Origin of the sequence: Bacillus sp. TH25 (assembly GCF_016650935.1) — a bacterium.
Taxonomy (GTDB): Bacteria; Bacillota; Bacilli; order Bacillales; family Bacillaceae_G; genus Bacillus_A; species Bacillus_A mycoides.
In genome coordinates, this window is the sequence record NZ_JAEKEU010000036.1 from 254,951 (window position 1) to 274,285 (window position 19,335).

A 19,335-nucleotide genomic window follows, 5' to 3' on the forward strand; every position below is an offset into this window, starting at 1 on the left:
TTTTTATTACTCCTTTCGACATTCACATATTAACCTCTACAAAGCGTCAAACAAGAAACATCTCTCGCTCCTCGATCATACAAAAGGCTTCCAATTTGCCTAACAGTAATTCCTGTCGTATACACATCATCCACGATTAAAACATGTTGCTCATGAAACATCTCTTCTCCCTGAAAATAAAAAGGATTAACTCCCGATATCCTTTCTTTACGCTTCTTCTTACTTTGTTTTTCTGTTTCTATTCTTCTTAATGATGTACAAAACATTTTGATAGGCAAACAAGAAGCTAGTAACTCCGCTTGATTAAAACCACGCTCGTATTCTCGCTCTTCACTAAGAGGAACCGGAATGGCAACTGAAACATTCGCAAAATATTTTTGAAAAAGACTTCGAAAAGGCTGATGAAAAATATGCACTAATTCAGCATCTCCTCGAAATTTAAACTGTGCTAATATTTCTTTCATCCCTTCATCATATACATACAACGAACGATTTATGAGAGACGGAAACCCCTGCTCGTTCGTCCACCTTATGCAGTCCATACAAATATCCCCGTTTTTATATTCAGCTGGTACAAGTTCTAAAGGCCGACCACACTCCTTGCAAATATCTCCTATAATATAGGAAAGTTTTTGTTCACATCTATCACATATATACTTTTTATGAAGCTTAACAAAAAAAGTGTACCAACTAATCGCATATGAAATATACTCATCACAAAGTAGACAATGCATCAATCTATCAATCCTTGTTCTTTAGCATTCTTATTCATACTTTGAATATGTTTTTTCGCATGCACCATCGCCTCTGTCTTTCCATAATGAAAATAGATAACATCTCCATGCGGTTCATCAGAGCTTCTGCCAGCACGCCCTGCAATTTGAACGAGAGCACTTTCTAAAAATATTTCTTCCTCAGCTCCTAAAACTGCAACTTGTAAATTTTTAACAGTTACTCCTCGTTCCAAAATCGTCGTTGTAACTAATAAAGGGATTTCTCCTTTTCTAAAAGCTGCTACCTTCTCTTTTCTCGCCGGATCTTCTGCATGCACACCGTCAATTTGATTGTTTAATGATTTTAATAACTGGCTAATTTCTTCTACATATCGCACATGAGGAACAAATAGAAAAATGGGGTATCGTTTCGATAAGTACAGATTTAACCATTGTAATAAAGCACGAGGAATTTTTTTACGTATAACACCCTTTTTCCAATTTCCGCACCACCGAAATATCGGAACTGGCAATGGATGACGATGGTATCGCCCTGAAATAATAACCCCTTTTTGCTTACCACTTCGCAACTTACGCTTCCACTTTTCATCTGGAGTTGCAGTTAAATAAATACGTGCTGCCTTCTCTTTCATCGCTTCGTTTACTGCATACTGCAACATCTTATCTGCATGATACGGAAAAGCATCTATCTCATCTACAATCATGACATGGAACGCCCTATAATAACGTAACAATTGATGTGTAGTTGCAACGATTAACGCCGCATCTTTTTCTCGGTCTAAACTCCCTCCGTATAAAGCAGCTACATTTATATTTGGAAACACTTCTTGTAATCTTGGTGCTAATTCAAGTACAACGTCCGTTCTCGGCGTTGCAATACAAACTCTTTCTCCCTTTTGTAGTGCCTCTGCAATTCCGTGAAACAACATTTCTGTTTTTCCAGCCCCGCACACCGCCCAAATAAAAAATGATTCTTTCTGCTTAACAGCGTCAACGACACTTTGCGCAGCTAACTCCTGACCGTCAGACAAAATGCCTTCCCACTGTAACGGATTCAAATAACTTTCTCCGCTTATTTCAGCAATCCCGCGTACAAGTACAGTACATTCACTTACCCTGCCCATCGTTATACATTTCCGGCAATACGTACATACTTCATTGCACCTTTTACATAGCAGTGATGCAAATAGTCGCTGCTCTATATTTCCGCAGCGCTGACACATATATTTTGAAGACTTCTTAATTACCCCTTGTACACAAACGACGTCTCGATTCCTTTTCAGATGATCCAATTTATCCTGCAAATCTGAAGAGAGTTCTTCTAACAGTAACTGTCTACCAGCTAACATCATCAATAGCCACCTCCAGCACTACTATAAATCCTTCTCTTTATCTCGTAAAAACTCAAAAAAGCCGATAACCTACTTATAAAATAGTAAGCTATCGACTTTATACACTTGTTTTATTCAATTATAAATCCTAGAATCTACCGTATCCTAAGAAATGTTTCTGGTTGTAAGCATTGTTAATATCGCCGTAAGCAATCCCTTTATCACCAGCATGAATCATTTGTCCATTCCCAACATAAATACCGATGTGAGATGGACCTGCTTTATAAGTACCTTGGAAGAATACTAAATCTCCAGGTTGTGGGCTACTTACTTTAGAAACTGAGTTCCAGTAACCTGCAACGTCTTGACGACCTACACCAAAGATGTAAGAAATGAATCCACTACAGTCAAAACCACCGTTTGATGGAGATGCACTACCCCAAACATATGGCTTACCTAAGTATTGTTGCGCTTTACCAATTACGCCACCCGCATTTGGTGCTGGTGCTGGTGCTGGTGCTGGTGTCGGTGCTGGTGCCGGCTTTTCTTTTTTAGGCTCTTCTTTTTGAGCTTGTCCAGCATTGTTTGCTGGAGCAGCTTGTTCTGCAGGCGCTTGCGCTGGTGCAGCTTGTTGAGCTTGTGCTTCTTTAGCAGCTTCTTGTGCTTGTTTTTGAGCAGCAGCTTCTTGTGCCGCTTTTGCTTGCGCTTCTTTTTCAGCGATTTGTTGTAATTTTAATGCCTGTTGTTCAAGCTCTTTCAATTGACCTTCCGTACTTGTCATTGTAGTTACAACTGTATCCATTTTACCACTTAAATCGTTTACTGCTGTTGCTTTTTTCTCTTTTTCAACGTCAAGTTCTTTCTTAGCAGTTTCAATTTGAGCTTGTGCTTCTTTTAATTCTTTTTGTTTTTCTTTTACTGTCTCAACATCTTTTTTCACGTTCGTTTGATCTTCTTGTTGTGTTTTCATGATATCTTCGTCAGATTCCATAATTTTAGACACAGAAGCTAAACGATCAACTAAATCTGCAACGTTTTTAGAGTTTACAAGAACTTCTGTTACAATGTTCGTATTTGGCTGTTCTTGTAGTGCAACTAAACGTTTTCTTAATAACTCTTCACGTTTTGCAATCTTTGTTTGTAGTTCTGCAATATCTTTATTTTTATTTTCGATTAATTGCTCAGTATCAGAAACTTTTTTTGTTGTTTCATCAAGTTTTGAAGCGTTCTCTTGAACAGACTTATCCAAACCTTGGATTGTTTTGTTTAAGTCATTCATTTGTTTTTGTAATTCATCACGTTCTTGTTGTTGTTTATGTAAAGTATCATTTTGTGTGTTAATTTGTGATTTCACGTCAGAAATTTTATCTTCTGCAAATACATTTGGTGTTAGCCCAGAAAACATTAACCCTGCAACTAATGCGCAAGATGCCATTTTTAGCTTTTTCATTTTATTTTTTACACCGCTTTCTTTTTTCATTTTCCGTATATAACCTATTAAAATTTATACCATAATTCGGGAGTTTTTTTGCTAATGTTACGGTTTTGTAAAATAAATGTAATATTACATTTATCTCTATAGCAAAGTATATCTAAATTTGTATATATATGTAGAATTTTAAGAGCCTTACACCGTTTTTTATAGGATTGAAAAAAAACGTAAGGGAACCCCTTACGTTTTGAAAATACTCCAATATGAATGAAATAGAAACGTTACTTCATCCATTTCTCAGCCCAATTTTGGACCTCATCCATAACACTTTCCAACGCTTTCCCTTTATCAGTTACACCGTACTCGATTCTAACTGGTACTTCTGGATAAACATTACGAACTACAATACCTTCGCCTTCTAATTCCTTTAAACGTTCTGACAACATACGATCGCTCATATTCGGTATAATATCTGCGATTTCTCTGAAACGTTTCGGCTCTTCGAGCAAAGATTTAATAATTAAGCCAGTCCATTTCTTACTAAGCATTGTAAAAGCTGACTCAAACTTTGGACATAAACAAGAATTATGCTCCATATGTTTCACCTCTCTTCTATTATAATATAGTTTCTTGTAAAAAGTAAGTAATAAAACTTTCCTCATTATTTAATTTTACATACATTTTACCATTTCCAAATATTAACTTGTCAAATCCCCGTAAAAAAACCCTCTTCAAGTAAGAGAGCTTTTATATCTTTATCACTTCGTATACCAACCTAAACCAAGCGCACCTTCACCTAAATGCGTCCCAATTACAGCTCCGAAATAACTCGTACGAATTGTAACATGAGGGTATATCTCTTCTAATTCTTGTTTCCATTCATTAGCTTCCTCTTCACGATTCGCATGAATAATAACAGCTTCCATAGGCACACCTTTATTTGCCTGCTCATCAAAGATTTCAACGATACGCTTTAACGCTTTTTTACGCGTACGAATTTTTTCGAATGGAATAATTACTTTATCTCTAAAGTATAATACTGGTTTTACTTGTAACAAACTACCGATGAAAGCTTGTGCACTATTTAATCTTCCACCACGTTGTAAATGATGTAAATCATCCACTACAAAATAAGCATCCATCGTTTGCTTCATTTCATCAAAGCGAGCGATAATCTCTTCTGGGGCTTTCCCTTCACTTACTAATTTCGCCCCTTCACGCACGTAAAACCCTTGTACTTCACAACTAATTTCAGAGTCGTACGTATATACATCAATACCATCTACCATCTGTCCAGCTGCCGTTGCTGTTTGATATGTACCACTAATTCCACTGGAAAGGTGAATGCTAATAACTGCATCATATTCTTTAGATAACTCTTCATATAACTCTAAAAACTTTCCAATTGCTGGTTGCGAAGTTTTCGGAAGTTCTTCTTGTTCACGTACTTTTATATAAAAATCATTTGCTGAAACTTCAGCCTCTTCTTGATAAGATTCCGTTCCAAACACAACGTTTAATGGAATCATATATATATTGAGTTCGTCACGAATATGCTTCGGTATATATGCTGTACTATCGGTAACAATAGCTGTTTTCATTTTCGTACCTGCCTTATAAAAAATTTTTATCCCCTAATTTTACACGAAAACTAGAAAAGGTGCATCCATACATAAAAATACCGGCTAGAAACTACAATCACTCGCTCGACAAATTACAACAAAAAGATAAAGTGAAACTTTAATCAGTGGGGGTTTTGTTCATCCCCCACTGATTATTAGCCTTCACCAATCGGGCTTTTACGGGCAGCAGGGCTCCCACCTAACTTCTTTGCTCCAGCTGAATTTTGAGGTGGGAGTCTTACTGCCCACAAATAGCGGGATAAAATACTCACCAAAAATTTCAACATATTTGTAAAAAATGTTTGAATATAAAAACGCTCGCTTTTAAAATGTAAAGTACTAGTTATTTTGAAAGATAGGGGCGTATACCATTGTTATTACAATATTTAACAATCAAAGGCTATGGAGAGCACGAAATCGTGATTCAAAAATCAAGATTCATTTGCTATGTGAATCGCGCCACAACGGAAGAGGAAGCTCAAGCATTTATACAAAAAATAAAAAAACAGCATTGGAATGCAACACATAATTGTTCCGCATATTTAATCGGTGAACAAGATCAAATTCAAAAGGCAAACGATGACGGCGAACCGAGCGGCACAGCTGGTGTACCTATGTTAGAAGTATTAAAAAAGCGAGGTCTAAAGGATACTGTCGTTGTCGTCACGCGCTATTTTGGTGGCATTAAACTTGGTGCTGGTGGATTAATTCGCGCATATGGAAAATGTACAAGTGAAGGACTTAATCACGTAGGCGTTGTTGAGCGAAAACTAATGCGCGTTATGGAAACAGAAATTGATTACACATTGCTTGGCAAAGTTGAAAATGAATTACGTAATTCAGAATATAACATTAAAGATATACATTATCTAGAAAACGTCACATTCGATACGTATGTAGAAGAAAATCGAAAACAAACATTTACAGATTGGATGATTGAATTAACAAACGGGAAGTGTACAATTAAAGAAGGAGATATGTTGTACTTAGAACAAGGCGTTATCTAAGAATAGCTAACGTCTCACCTTTAAAGATTAATGTAGTGAATTAATTCCCTACAAATGAACTAAGGAGATTATATATGGAAGAACGTTATAATCATCTCCAAAATAGCAGAATAAAAAAGAAACGTAGAAGAAAGTTTTTCTTCTTTCTTATTTTCGCATTTTTATTTGGTAGCGTAGGACTTTATGTGTTAAATTCCTACACTTCTCTCATGGGGATGTACAGTGGATTTAACCGTGAAAAATCAGATTTAAGAACCGCAGATGTAGAAATTACAAAGGAACCTTTTACAATCCTCATTATGGGTATAGAGGATTATGCAACAGACGGTCAAAATGGTCGTACAGACTCATTAATGTTTGCGACAGTCAATCCGAAAGCCCAAAAGGTTTCGCTTATGAGTATTCCCCGTGATAGTCGCGTTCCAATTGTTGGAAAGGGCAAAGAAGACAAAATTAACGCTGCCCATGCTTACGGTGGAGAAAAAATGGCAATCAAAACTGTCGAAGGTTTTCTAAAGGTTCCTGTAGATCATTATATTAAAATTGATTTCCAAGGCTTTAAAGGTATCGTTGATGCTGTTGGCGGTGTTACCGTTGATGTCCCCTTCGATTTTTGGGAACGTTCTGACGTGGATTACTACAAAAAAATCCAATTTAAACAAGGAAAACAAGATTTAAACGGCGAAGAAGCACTTGCTTACGTCCGTATGCGAAAGCAGGATCCAAACGGCGATTATGGTCGGGCCGCTAGACAAAGACAATTACTAGCCGCTGTTGCTCAAAAACTAAATTCCGCCTCTACTGTATTTAAAATTAAAGATTTAACGACTGTCGTTGGAAAATATATAAAAACCGACATTCCTATTTCAGACGGACTTGCTCTTTACAATAAACTCTCTGGATTTGATCCTTCGACAATACAAACGTTAAAACTTGAAGGAGAAGACAGAAAAATAGGCGGTATTTATTACTTCCTTCCAGATCCAATCAGTGTAGAGACGGTACGTAACGAAATTGAAAAGGAAATAGGGGAAAAAGAAAAAACTCCAACAGCGACTAAGAAAAATGAGAGTACAAATACAAATTCTAACTCCAGCGCAAAAGCAAAGAAGGAACCGAGCGAGAACAAAACACCACCGCCTCCTCCCCCTTCTACAAATGCTCATGCAGAGTGGATTATGAGGAATCATGAATAAAAAAAGAGCCAAATCGTATACGATTTGGCTCTTTTTATTTCCCGCAACAATTGCGGGAAATAATAAATGGAAGATGAAAACCCCATGTATTAAAGTTTCACTCTACTTGTTGAAGTGTTGTAAAATCGCTTCTACAATACGCTCTGATGCATGACCATCGCCGTAAGGGTTAGATGCTTTCGTCATCTTATCATGAGCTTCTTTATCAGATAACAACTCATCAGCAAGACCAAAGATTGTCTCTTCATCTGTTCCTGCTAATTTCAACGTACCTGCTTCGATACCTTCGGGGCGTTCCGTCGTATCACGAAGGACAAGGACTGGCACACCTAGTGATGGTGCTTCCTCTTGTACACCACCAGAATCAGTTAACATTAAGTATGAACGAGCTGCAACGTTATGGAAATCAATTACATCTAACGGCTCAATTAAATGAATACGGCTATGCTCGCCTAAAATATCATTCGCTATTTCGCGAACAACAGGATTCATATGAACAGGGTATACAACTTGTACATCTTCGTGCTTATCAACAAGACGCTTAATTGCACGGAACATATTGCGCATTGGTTCTCCTAAATTTTCACGACGGTGTGCTGTCATAAGTACAAGACGATCATTTCCAAGTTTCTCTAACACCGAATGGCTATAAGTTTCTTTTACAGTTGTCTTCAGTGCATCGATTGCTGTATTTCCTGTTACGAAAATGCGTGACTCATCTTTATTTTCTTTTTGTAAGTTCGTTGCTGATTTTGTTGTAGGTGAGAAATGAAGATCCGCCATTACACCTGTTAGTTGGCGATTCATCTCTTCTGGATATGGAGAATACTTATCCCATGTACGAAGTCCTGCTTCAACATGTCCTACTGGAATTTGATTATAGAAAGCAGCTAAGCTTGCAATAAATGTCGTCGTTGTATCACCATGCACAAGTACGATATCAGGCTTCGCTTCTTTCATTACTTTATCTAAACCTTCTAAACCACGTGTTGTAATATCGATTAACGTTTGACGATCTTTCATGATATTCAAATCGAAATCTGGCGTAATTCCAAAGATATTTAATACTTGATCTAACATTTGACGGTGTTGTGCTGTTACAGTCACAATTGATTCAATCTTTTCTGGGTGCTTTTGCAACTCTAATACAAGAGGTGCCATTTTAATTGCTTCTGGTCGTGTCCCGAAAATTGTCATTACTTTTAAACGTTCAGTCATTTCATTGCCTCTTTTCTTTCACTAGTTAAAACTTTTATTATCGCATATAAAAATATGCATGTGAAAATACATTTTTTAACGTGCCTGAGAAACATTACTATTACAGACGTCTTTTCGCCCAACTGAGTAATAATCTAATCCATGCTTCTCGGCATCCTCATTAGTATAACAATTTCTCCCATCAAATAGAATAGGTTCCCTCATAAGCTGTGCATACCTTTCTAGCGGATAATTTCGAATTGATTCCCATTCTGTTACGATAAAAACTGCATGTGCCTCTCTAATCGATTCATCTATACACTCAGCGTACCGTATCGTATTTCCAAATAAACTTCTTACATTTTGAATAGCTTGCGGGTCATATAAAACCACATCCGCACCCATATTAATTAATTCTTCTATTATAATAATAGATGGCGCTTCCCTAATATCGTCAGTATTCGGTTTGAATGCTGCACCAAGAACCGCAATTCGCTTCTTCTTCATATCTATAATTTTCTTCGCTTTTTCAACTAACAACAACTGTTGTTTATTATTCACTTCAATGACTGCTTTCAACAAGCGAAAATCATGAGAAACATTCCCTGCAATTTGCACAAGTGCTTTCGTATCTTTTGGAAAACAAGATCCTCCATATCCGATGCCTGCATTTAAAAAAGATGCACCAATTCTCTTATCCATCCCCATCCCTGTAGCTACATCTACTATATCTGCACCCACTTGCTCACATATATTAGAAATTTCATTAATAAAACTAATCTTCGTAGCTAAAAAAGCATTAGATGCATATTTAATCATCTCAGCACTTCGAATATCTGTAATATACGTTTGTAAGCTTAATTTACTGTACAAATTCTCTACTTTCCTTGCTGCTTCTTCACTACATGCTCCAATTACGATACGATCACCCTGAAAAAAATCATAAATACCAGAACCTTCTCTTAAAAACTCTGGATTCGATACAATATATAATTCATGTCTACCTTGTAGTTTATCCTCAATCCATTCTCTCATTACATCATTTGTCCCTACAGGAACCGTACTTTTCGTAACAACAATAATATCGTTATTCACATATGTTCCAATATCATCACAAGCGCTACGAATATACGTTAAATCTGCTGTTCCATCTAATAAAGATGGCGTTCCAACTGCAATAAATATAAACTCTACATCATTAAATGCCGCTGATTTACTTGCTGTAAAAGTTAAATGATTATTCTCGTATGCTTCATTTATTAATTCATTTAATCCACATTCATAAATAGGTAACTCGCCTTGTTTAATCCGTTCAATTTTCCCACTGTTTATATCGAAACATGTGACTGAATGTCCCAATCTCGCCAATCCTACTCCTGTAATCAATCCAACATATCCGGTACCTACTATCGTAATTTTCATTTTCCTTTCGCACAGGAATATACATAAGAAAATATACGAATACACAGAATTCTCCCTGTGCTTCCCCCTCTCACACTAAAAATGAGAAAACTCTTTCACTTCTTTATTATATGAATTGTTTTTTTATTCTTTTTTAAGATTTTGTAAAGTTAAATGATGCAATATATACAAAATGTAAATTCCCACAATTTAACACGGAACTTACTCAATTTTACGTGCAACACTTATAATACTGAAACAAAAGTCATCGCTATATGAGAGGGGAGTACAATGTCATATTACAAGCCACAATATGAGATCAACCTTCTCAAAGGACACAACATTCCATATCCAATTGTCATATATTCTATTCACTCCCCTTTACAGCCAAAAGAAAAAAAGATTGAATTCTAATCTTTTTGTGATACCATATGTTATGAGCCTGTAAATAAACATCATAATTTTCAGATAAATACGATTGAAAAAATTACGTTAAACTATAAAGGGTGGGGTATTAATGGACTCACAAGTGATTTATGCCATTTTGGCATCTTTCATCACTGTACTCGTCGTTACTCCTTTAGTTATTAAATTAGCTTTCAAAATAGGAGCAACAGACAAGCCAAATGCGCGTAAAGTACACCAAAAAATTATGCCTCGTCTTGGCGGGTTAGCAATTTTCATCGGTGTAGCCGTAGGATTTGTTGTCGGTGGATTGTACGAACAAAGAATGTTATCGATAACTTTAGGTGCTATCATCATTGTTATCATCGGGATTTTAGATGATATGTACGAACTATCTGCGAGGGTAAAATTCGGTGGACAACTATTAGTTGCCATCATGATTGTAAAAAGTGGATTATTAGTGCAAGTATTATATATTCCAATTCTTGGAGATACTGAACTCGGATGGCTTGCTTATCCAATTACTGTATTTTGGATTGTAGGTATTACAAATGCCATCAACTTAATTGATGGATTAGATGGATTATCCGCAGGGATTTCATCTATCGTACTTGCAACGCTAGCATATATGGCCTTCACTAGCCCATGGGGTACTGGAGCAGCTATTATATTACCTCTAGCACTGATTACATTAGCAAGTACAATTGGATTTTTATTCTACAACTTCCATCCAGCAAAAATTTTCATGGGAGATACAGGGGCACTATTTTTAGGATACTGTATTTCTGTTATATCGTTACTTGGATTATACAAAAGCGTAACGTTATTCAGTTTTATCGTTCCAATCATTATTTTAGGTGTACCTATATTTGATACGACGTTTGCAATTATCCGCCGTATCGTAAATAAAAAGCCTATTTCAGCACCTGATAAATCTCATTTACATCACCGTTTGCTTGCAATGGGATTCTCTCATCGTAAAACGGTACTAATTATTTACGCATTGGGTATTTTCTTTAGTGTAAATGCAATTATTTTCAGTAGTGCAACATTATGGTTATCCATTATTCTTCTTTTCATTTTAATCTTCTTTACAGAAATCATTGCTGAAGTAATCGGTCTTGTACACGAACGTTACAAACCAATTATTTCCTTCTATAAAAAAGTGAAAAAACGCGAAGACTAATTGTAGTATAGCCTTTACTATTATGAAATATTCAAATAGCATCCTCTTTTCATAAGAGGATGCTATTTTTTATTTTTTAATCCTTATTCCCCATTTCCAAAATATAGATTGTTTGAGAGTGCCTCTATTGGAGAAAGATATACGTATAGCGAAAAAAGTATCAAATTTTCATTTTTACATCTTGATTGTCAAACTGAGGGTGAATGTTATGATCAAGCGATTACTTCAATGTATAATTTTATTTTTAACTATTACTATGTACGCATCATCGAATACAAAAGCAACTACAGACATTCAAGCAGAAGATCACCAAAGCACTCAAACTACCTCTCCTACAAAAAAAATTGCGTACTTAACATTTGATGACGGACCAAATAAATACACACCACAAATTTTAAATATTTTAAAAGAGAAGAACGGAAAAGCAACTTTCTTCGTTATTGGTGGAAAAGTGCCACAATATAAAAAAACGATGGAGCGATTGATTAAAGATGGACATTATATCGGTCTCCATAGTATGTCACATGATGTAAAACGTCTTTATACTGGCGATCCATCTGTTTTAATCGCAGAAATGGAGCAAACCCAAAACATCGTCCAGCAAGTTACACATTTAAATACACATCTCGTTCGTGTCCCATACGGTAGCATGCCTTACTTAAAAAAGAATTACCGTGATGCACTCGTATCGGCCCAGTATAAAATGTGGGATTGGACAATTGATACATATGACTGGAAAAGCTATGATAATCCTTCCGCAATACTAGAAAGAGTACGAAATCAAAGCGATGAACAAGTAGAGGTTATTTTAATGCATGATTCTAGTGTCACAGTGCAAATACTCCCCAAAGTAATTGATTATTTACACTCACAAGGATATAAACTACTTCCCTACAATCCATCTTCCCATCTCGAAGTGAATTTTTGGAAAGACACAAGATTGTAACAGCTTTAGTGCCTATGTACTAAAGCTGTTTTATTTTTCTCTTCCCACACTTCTCATTTTTGTGTAAAATTTTAAATAGTGATGAAGTTTCGAGGTGAATAGAAATGAAACGAATAGATCTCATTTTTAACGCAATACAAAAAGGGAATTATACAGAAGGTATAACAGCATCAGAACTCGCTACACTTCTACAGTTAGACCGTGCAAATGTTAGTAGCGATTTAAACAAGCTTGTGAAAGATAATCGTTTATTAAAAACGAGTACACGCCCTGTCCGTTTTTATATAGAAACGAACACTTCATTGGAAACGCATTCAACAAAGGGCACTTCATTAGATACATTTGCTATTGAAAATACAAGCCTAAAAATTGCAATTGAAAAGGCAAAAGCTTCTATTCTCTATCCTCCAAACGGTATGCATACTTTACTACTTGGAGAAACAGGTGTCGGAAAATCGATGTTCGCTTCTTTAATGCACGAATACGCAATTGAAGTGGAACAACTTCCAAAAGATGCACCTTTTATCGTCTTTAACTGTGCTGATTATGCAAACAATCCACAACTACTACTTGGACAGTTATTTGGGATAAAAAAAGGAGCTTACACAGGTGCCAGTGATCAAAAAGGGTTAATTGAAAAAGCACATGAAGGAATCCTCTTCTTAGATGAAGTACATCGCCTTCCTCCAGAAGGACAAGAGATGCTCTTCACATTTATTGATCGCGGAGTATACCGCCGCCTTGGAGAAACGGAAAATGAACGTAAGGCACGAGTGTTGATTATTACTGCAACAACCGAAGAACCAAATTCATTTTTATTAAAAACATTTACAAGACGTATTCCGATGACCGTTACGCTTCCACCACTTCGTGAGCGAACACATAAAGAACGGTTTGCTTTACTACAACTATTTTTCACAAATGAAGCAATTCGTCTAAGGAAAGAGATTCATGTTAGTCCAAATACAATGCGTGCTTTCGTCTTTTACAATTGTCCAAATAACATCGGTCAATTGAAAACGGACGTACAAATTGCCTGTGCGAAAGCTTATTCTGATTTCGTAACAAAAAAACGTGATTCTGTCTGTGTTTCAAGTACAGATTTACCTTGGTATATGAAAGAAGGATTATTTATTGAAAGAAAGAGCCGTCATCTATATCAAATACCAAATGAAACATTTGTATTTACAGGTGATGAGGGTTGGAGTAAACATACAATAAAACCCGAAGGAAGTCGCTCTTCTATTTACGATTATATTGATTATAAATATGAAGAACTTCAAGCACGCGGCATTGAAGAGGAAGAATTAGAATTACTAATAGAAAATGATATTCAAAGCTTTTTCGTCCAATACTTTAACCAAATATCTAAAAAAACAAGTCATGAAAATGTTTTTAAAATTGTGGATCGTAATATCGTTTCTGTATGTGAAAAAATTGCGGAACTAGCTGAAAAATATTTATCTAAAACTTTCGATGAAAAAGTATTTCTCGCTTTAAGTTTACATGTACAGACAACTCTACAACGTTTACAGGGCGGGAAACAAATTCACCACCCACAATTAAATCAAATTCGTACGAAATATAAAGAAGCTTTTTCCGTAGCTATGCAATGTATTCAGCTATTAGAAGAAGAATTACAAATAACAATACCTATTGATGAAGCTGGCTTTTTAACAATGTTCTTCGTTGTTGATCCAATTCCTGCCTCACAAACAGAAGTAAAAGTATTAATATTAGCACACGGTAATGGCATCGCAACAGAAATGGCAAACGTTGCAAACGAACTTCTCGGTATTGATGAAGTAACTGGTATCGATATGCCCTTGCATGAATCACCAAAAGACTTCTTAGAGCGTGTTAAAGTGTATATGAAAACACTTCAAAATGTAAACGGGCTTCTCTTACTTGTTGATATGGGATCTCTCGCTTATATTGGTGATATATTAGAAACTGAATTCAAAATACCTGTACGTGTTCTTTCCATGACGAGTACACCACACGCACTAGAAGCAGCTCGAAAAGCTCAACTTGGCTATTCATTAGATGCACTATACGAAACAGTGAAGAACTTAACGCCGTTCTATTTAAACGTACAGGAAGAAAAGAAAAAGCCACTATCGCCAATGAAATCCGTGATTTTAACAGCTTGTTTAACCGGCGAAGGAAGTGCTTTAGCAATTCAAAAAATGTTAGAGAACTATTTACGCTTTGATAAAGACTTAATTGAAATTATTCCGATTAGCATCGTTCATGAAAAAGATTTAACGAAAATGATCGAGAACATAAAAAAAGAGCGTAATATCATTTGTATCGTCACGAATTTCGATATGCAAATACCTTGCTTAACATATCATTTCCAAGATATTGTGAACTACACAGCTATTCAACCAATTCAAGAATTGATTACGTATGAAGAAACATATGCAAAAATGGCTGATATTCTTGAACAACAAATGCAGCGTAACGATGGAGCATTACTTATTAAAACAATTCGTTATGCATTAAATACAATTCAAGAATTGATTTCTTTACAGCTAACTCCCGACAGTTTAATGGGTGTGATTTTGCATATGAGCTGCATGGTTGACCGTCTTCAAAAAGGCGAAAGTCTCCTCCCTCATCCTGATAAAGAGAAACGAAGACAAGATGAGTACTGGATGTATATGAAAGTGAAAAAAGCATTGCAACCTATTGAAAATACATTTGAAATACAAATCCCAGATGACGAAGTATTTTATATAATGGACTTCTTCATTAAAAATCAGCCTGTAAAAAATTAAACTAGGCAGTTTTTTAAATATATCGACCGTAACGCGAATTATATCAGCGATTTTTCAAATATATCGGCGTAACCCGGATTATATCAGCGATTTTCAAAATATATCGATTTACTGACAATAATCGCTAAAATTTGCACCTTATAGCAGAAAAGGCTGTTCCAAAATGTTTTTTGGACAGCCTTTTCGCTTACTTCTTTACTTCCCTTATTCTCCCCCTTATTTCTCCCTTTTTATTAGATTTCGTATTAACATTTACATATACATTTGCTTGCATTATCTCTTGAAACAAGCTGTCAAATGCTCTCCCCTGTAAAGGCCCTTCAAAATCCTCTACTCTAGCTACACCAGTAACGACTCCTTCATTCACACTAATTCCTTGCTCTAACGGACCAAACAAACTTAAAATAACTGGACCAATTTGATTCGCTTTTCCTAAATGAATTTGGCATGACATGATTTTTTTTATATTTTTTAATATGACCCGATATTGCAACTTCTTTAAATCTTCACTAAAAATGAGCTCTGTTACACCGTAAGCTTCTGTATTTACAGGAGGTACTTCCCTCTTCCCTGTTAACCTAGCAAAGAAATGTGTTGTCATACGGGCATTCTCCTCATATAAATTTCCCAGCACTACTTCTACTACTTTATGGTTTAGACATAATCATTTATGACTTTTTCAATTTTTAATTACAACTAAAAGATTCACAAAATCTTTACATAGAAATCATTTCATTCATTTTACCGCCTCTTGTATAATGCACATAGAAAAACATTCTAGGAGGCTATTTTGAAGATTAACAACTACTCTTTTCGATTATTAATGGAGATTTTTCTCGTATCATTTAAATTAGGACTTACTTCGTTTGGAGGCCCTGTCGCCCATCTTGGTTATTTCCACCACGAATACGTGCAAAAAAGAAAATGGATGGATGAACGAAGTTACGGAGACTTAGTAGCGCTATGTCAATTCCTTCCTGGCCCTGCCAGCAGCCAAGTCGGTATGGGGATTGGGTTATTGCGCGGCGGATTATTAGGAGCCATTATTTCATGGATTGGATTCACTCTCCCGTCTGTGCTCGTTTTAGTCTTTTTCGCTTCCTTCCTGAACCAGTTCGAACTTGGAAGTACAGGCTGGATTCATGGACTGAAACTTGTAGCGGTCGCAATTGTCGCTCATGCAATATGGGGAATGGCGCAAAAATTAACGCCAGACCGAAATCGTGCGACGATTGCTATTGTAACTGCCGCAATTGCCTTATTATGGCCAAGTAGCTGGACACAGGTAATTCTCATTATAGTATCTGGTTTCATCGGTTGGTTTTTATATCGTGGCCAGCCAGTTAGCCAAGCTCATAAAATAAACGTACCTATTTCAAAAATGGTAGCCATATCTTGTCTCGTCTTATTCTTCGGACTATTAATACTGTTACCGATGTTACGACCATACTCTTATTTCATCTCTTTATTTGACAGCTTCTATCGCTCTGGTGCACTTGTATTTGGCGGAGGGCACGTCGTACTTCCTCTTCTTGAAAGTGAGTTTGTACAAAACGGGATGATGACAAAAGAACAATTTCTAGCTGGATACGGATTAACACAAGCAGTGCCAGGGCCACTATTTACATTCGCTTCTTATATAGGAGCAGTGCTAAATGAAACCGCTGGAGCAGTTGTTGCAACGATCGCTATCTTTCTTCCTGCCTTCCTGCTCGTTGTTGGCGTTTTACCATTTTGGGACAGTGTAAGGAGAGTATCTTACATACAAGGTGCACTACTTGGAGTAAACGCAGCCGTTGTCGGCATTTTACTTGCAGCTTTTTATGATCCAATTTGGACGAGTACAATTATGAATTATGTAGATTTCGTTTTTGCTTCTCTTCTATTTTGCTTACTCGCCTTTTGGAAAACACCACCTTGGGTTATCGTTATAATCGGGGCCTTCGGTGGATATGTTCTATCCATTTTGTAAGCACAAAAAACGACGGCCCCATTTAGCCGTCGTTTTTTCTATTAAAACTTCACAAGCTCCATTCCCTCAGGCAACTCGCTCTCCGTTAAAATACGCAACTCTTTCACGCGATCCATTACGTAAGAAGAACGCTTCACAAGCTCTGGGTCAATATAAGCTGGATGCACCATAATTTCTACCGTTTGTTTATCCTGTACTCTTTCCTTTAACTGCACAAAGTAATCTTCCGTCACACCGTCAGCGTAAAAGTCACTGTAAAATACATCTGAAAATGGGCGCACCGCTCGCTCTTCTTCACAACGACGAATTGGAACATTGTATTTACTTGCTAATCTCTCAAGAACGTCGTGTAAAAGCGGTAATCCATGCACGTGATGATGACTATCTAAATGAGTTGGTGTTAAACCGTAAGACAAAAACTTCTCAATTTGAGCAGTCCATTCTTTTTCTACCTCTTCTGGATTTATATTTCCTTCCCATACAACACTTTGTTTATGAAACAATCCATCGCTACTTACAAGTGATGGAACGTCTTTAAGAAGCGGTTCTCCTGCCGTTAATACGAGATGAACTCCTATCCCTAACGTTTTATACTCTTTCGCTAAGCGTACGGCATGCTCTGTCCCTGGCATATTCATCATCATCGTCGTTGAATTTACAATCCCGTTTTTATGTCCATCAATAATTCCGTAATTTGTACCTTCCGTAAGACCGAAATCATCTGCATTTACAATTAGTTTAATCATCGCAATACCTCCTACTAGAATTAAAAAAAGCGGGCTAAACAGCGCCGCTTTTTATTTCTCTATCTTCTTAAAGAATTGTGGAAGATGTTCTTTATGTGCTTCCAACATTTCATCTAAAATTTGTTTTGCAACTTTATCTGATGGTACAAGTGGGTTAATTGTCATAGCAAGCAGCGCTTTATGATAATCCCCTGTAACAGCAGCTTCAATTGTTGTGCGCTCAAATGATTTAATTTGCTGTACTAAACCGCGAACTGGTACTGGAAGATCTCCGACCGCAATTGGTTTTGGACCTTCTTTCGTAATAATACAGTTCACTTCAACAGCCGAATCATGTGGCAAGCTTGCAATTGTTCCGTTGTTTCGTGTATTAACAGGCTGGATATCACCTTTATTATTGTAAATAGACGTAATTAAGCTACATGCTGCGTCACTATAATAAGCTCCGCCGCGCTTTTCTAATTGTGGTGGCTTAATATCTAAATTCGGGTCTTTATATAGCTCGAATAAATCATCTTCTAATTGTTTTACTACTTCTGCACGTGTACCTTTTTCAATCGAAGCTGCTTTCTCTTCTTCCAACATTTCACGTGTTTTATAGTAGTAACGATGATATGGACACGGAATTGCACGAAGACCGCGAATAAAGTCTGGCTCCCAATTAAGCGCAGCAATGTTTTCCATCGTAATTTGCTTTTCTGGATCTGTTACAAGTTCTAATACACGATCCATTACGCTTACGCCATCCAAGTATACATCTAATCCGTATACCATATGATTTAAACCAGCGAAATCAACGTGTACCCGGCTTGCATCTACTTCAAGTAATCTTGCAAGACCCATACGAATTCCGATTGGAACGTTACATAGACCAACTACTCGTTGAATGTTCGTGTAGCGAAGTACAGCTTCTGTTACCATACCTGCTGGGTTTGCGAAGTTAATAAGCCATGCATTTGGACATAATTCCTCCATGTCCTTACAAATATCTAAAATAACAGGAATCGTTCTCAGTGCTTTGAACAAACCACCAGGACCATTCGTTTCCTGACCAATTACATCATATTTTAATGGAATTGCTTCATCTTTTGCACGTGCTTCTAACAAACCAACGCGAAGCTGCGTTGTTACGAAGTCAGCATCTTTTAATGCCTCACGGCGATCAAGTGTTAAATGAATATCAATTGGTAAACCTGATTTTTTCACCATACGTTTCGCTAAGTCACCAACGATTTCTAACTTCTCTTTTCCTGCCTCAATATCTACTAACCAAATTTCACGAACAGGAAGCTCGTCATAACGTTTAATAAATCCTTCAATTAACTCTGGTGTATAACTAGAGCCACCGCCGATTGTAGCAATTTTAATTCCATTCAT

General features: G+C 36.6%; 16 protein-coding genes. 6 read left to right on the forward strand and 10 right to left on the reverse strand.

The window, feature by feature from the left end:
- Positions 1–29: 29 nt before the first annotated feature.
- From JFT89_RS17075 to JFT89_RS17095, 5 genes are all read right to left on the reverse strand, one after another.
- Positions 30–734, reverse strand: coding sequence for a ComFC family protein (locus JFT89_RS17075; protein WP_201040385.1), 705 nt, complete (start codon positions 732–734; stop codon positions 30–32).
- Positions 734–2,083: an ATP-dependent helicase ComFA gene (comFA, locus tag JFT89_RS17080; RefSeq protein ID WP_201040454.1), complete on the reverse strand. Its 1,350-nt coding sequence runs from the start codon at positions 2,081–2,083 to the stop codon at positions 734–736. Before comFA ends, JFT89_RS17075 begins: the two co-directional genes overlap by 1 nt.
- 130 nt (positions 2,084–2,213) lie before the next feature.
- Complete coding sequence (locus JFT89_RS17085; protein WP_201040386.1) at positions 2,214–3,545, reverse strand: C40 family peptidase; 1,332 nt, start codon at positions 3,543–3,545, stop codon at positions 2,214–2,216.
- A gap of 233 nt (positions 3,546–3,778) precedes the next feature.
- Positions 3,779–4,093 (reverse strand): winged helix-turn-helix transcriptional regulator, encoded by a 315-nt coding sequence (locus JFT89_RS17090; RefSeq protein ID WP_002089608.1) that lies wholly within the window; start codon positions 4,091–4,093, stop codon positions 3,779–3,781.
- A 162-nt stretch (positions 4,094–4,255) separates the two neighbouring features.
- Positions 4,256–5,098: a DegV family protein gene (locus JFT89_RS17095; RefSeq protein ID WP_002016143.1), complete on the reverse strand. Its 843-nt coding sequence runs from the start codon at positions 5,096–5,098 to the stop codon at positions 4,256–4,258.
- Positions 5,099–5,490: 392 nt separating this feature from the next.
- Between JFT89_RS17095 and JFT89_RS17100 the strand changes: the two genes are divergently transcribed.
- Both JFT89_RS17100 and JFT89_RS17105 read left to right on the forward strand, forming a co-directional pair.
- Positions 5,491–6,126, forward strand: a complete 636-nt coding sequence (locus JFT89_RS17100; protein ID WP_002034752.1) for a YigZ family protein — start codon at positions 5,491–5,493, stop codon at positions 6,124–6,126.
- A 74-nt stretch (positions 6,127–6,200) separates the two neighbouring features.
- Positions 6,201–7,322, forward strand: a complete 1,122-nt coding sequence (locus JFT89_RS17105) for an LCP family protein (protein ID WP_002068383.1) — start codon at positions 6,201–6,203, stop codon at positions 7,320–7,322.
- 102 nt (positions 7,323–7,424) lie between these two features.
- Here the strand turns inward: JFT89_RS17105 and wecB are convergent, their stop codons facing one another.
- Both wecB and JFT89_RS17115 read right to left on the reverse strand, forming a co-directional pair.
- Positions 7,425–8,540 carry a non-hydrolyzing UDP-N-acetylglucosamine 2-epimerase gene (wecB, locus tag JFT89_RS17110; RefSeq protein WP_002068382.1) on the reverse strand — a complete coding sequence of 372 codons (1,116 nt, stop codon included), beginning with the start codon at positions 8,538–8,540 and terminating at the stop codon, positions 7,425–7,427.
- 75 nt (positions 8,541–8,615) lie between these two features.
- On the reverse strand, positions 8,616–9,986 hold the full coding sequence (locus JFT89_RS17115) for a UDP-glucose dehydrogenase family protein (protein ID WP_016096534.1): 1,371 nt from the start codon (positions 9,984–9,986) through the stop codon (positions 8,616–8,618).
- A 451-nt stretch (positions 9,987–10,437) separates the two neighbouring features.
- Here JFT89_RS17115 and JFT89_RS17120 point away from each other — a divergent pair, with 451 nt between their 5' ends.
- The 3 genes from JFT89_RS17120 to JFT89_RS17130 all read left to right on the forward strand — a co-directional run bounded on the left by JFT89_RS17120 (position 10,438) and on the right by JFT89_RS17130 (position 15,240).
- Complete coding sequence (locus tag JFT89_RS17120; RefSeq protein WP_002068377.1) at positions 10,438–11,511, forward strand: glycosyltransferase family 4 protein; 1,074 nt, start codon at positions 10,438–10,440, stop codon at positions 11,509–11,511.
- A 208-nt stretch (positions 11,512–11,719) separates the two neighbouring features.
- Entirely contained in the window at positions 11,720–12,457 is a 738-nt protein-coding gene (locus JFT89_RS17125; RefSeq protein ID WP_016096533.1) for a polysaccharide deacetylase family protein, read from the forward strand.
- Between the two features lie 104 nt (positions 12,458–12,561).
- A complete protein-coding gene (locus JFT89_RS17130; RefSeq protein WP_002034748.1) occupies positions 12,562–15,240 on the forward strand; it encodes a sigma-54-dependent transcriptional regulator in 2,679 nt (892 codons plus the stop codon).
- A gap of 187 nt (positions 15,241–15,427) precedes the next feature.
- Here JFT89_RS17130 and exsM read toward each other — a convergent pair whose 3' ends face one another.
- A complete protein-coding gene (gene exsM / locus JFT89_RS17135) occupies positions 15,428–15,841 on the reverse strand; it encodes an exosporium regulatory protein ExsM (protein ID WP_002068370.1) in 414 nt (137 codons plus the stop codon).
- Between the two features lie 189 nt (positions 15,842–16,030).
- Between exsM and JFT89_RS17140 the strand changes: the two genes are divergently transcribed.
- The gene (locus JFT89_RS17140) at positions 16,031–17,212 is read left to right on the forward strand and encodes a chromate transporter (RefSeq protein WP_016096532.1); all 1,182 of its coding nucleotides are present in this window, start codon (positions 16,031–16,033) and stop codon (positions 17,210–17,212) included.
- A gap of 41 nt (positions 17,213–17,253) precedes the next feature.
- Here JFT89_RS17140 and chbG read toward each other — a convergent pair whose 3' ends face one another.
- Together chbG and celF are read right to left on the reverse strand one after the other, a co-directional pair.
- Entirely contained in the window at positions 17,254–17,958 is a 705-nt protein-coding gene (gene chbG / locus JFT89_RS17145; protein ID WP_016096531.1) for a chitin disaccharide deacetylase, read from the reverse strand.
- Between the two features lie 51 nt (positions 17,959–18,009).
- Entirely contained in the window at positions 18,010–19,335 is a 1,326-nt protein-coding gene (gene celF / locus JFT89_RS17150) for a 6-phospho-beta-glucosidase (protein ID WP_201040387.1), read from the reverse strand.

Coding starts and splice junctions, on each gene's coding strand:
- celF (WP_201040387.1), bottom strand. CDS start 19,335: ATGAATGGAATTAAAATTGCTACAATCGGCGGTGGCTCTAGTTATACA.
- comFA (WP_201040454.1), bottom strand. CDS start 2,083: ATGTTAGCTGGTAGACAGTTACTGTTAGAAGAACTCTCTTCAGATTTG.
- JFT89_RS17075 (WP_201040385.1), bottom strand. CDS start 734: ATGCATTGTCTACTTTGTGATGAGTATATTTCATATGCGATTAGTTGG.
- JFT89_RS17090 (WP_002089608.1), bottom strand. CDS start 4,093: ATGGAGCATAATTCTTGTTTATGTCCAAAGTTTGAGTCAGCTTTTACA.
- JFT89_RS17095 (WP_002016143.1), bottom strand. CDS start 5,098: ATGAAAACAGCTATTGTTACCGATAGTACAGCATATATACCGAAGCAT.
- JFT89_RS17105 (WP_002068383.1), top strand. CDS start 6,201: ATGGAAGAACGTTATAATCATCTCCAAAATAGCAGAATAAAAAAGAAA.
- JFT89_RS17085 (WP_201040386.1), bottom strand. CDS start 3,545: ATGAAAAAAGAAAGCGGTGTAAAAAATAAAATGAAAAAGCTAAAAATG.
- chbG (WP_016096531.1), bottom strand. CDS start 17,958: ATGATTAAACTAATTGTAAATGCAGATGATTTCGGTCTTACGGAAGGT.
- JFT89_RS17120 (WP_002068377.1), top strand. CDS start 10,438: ATGGACTCACAAGTGATTTATGCCATTTTGGCATCTTTCATCACTGTA.
- JFT89_RS17125 (WP_016096533.1), top strand. CDS start 11,720: ATGATCAAGCGATTACTTCAATGTATAATTTTATTTTTAACTATTACT.
- JFT89_RS17130 (WP_002034748.1), top strand. CDS start 12,562: ATGAAACGAATAGATCTCATTTTTAACGCAATACAAAAAGGGAATTAT.
- exsM (WP_002068370.1), bottom strand. CDS start 15,841: ATGACAACACATTTCTTTGCTAGGTTAACAGGGAAGAGGGAAGTACCT.
- wecB (WP_002068382.1), bottom strand. CDS start 8,540: ATGACTGAACGTTTAAAAGTAATGACAATTTTCGGGACACGACCAGAA.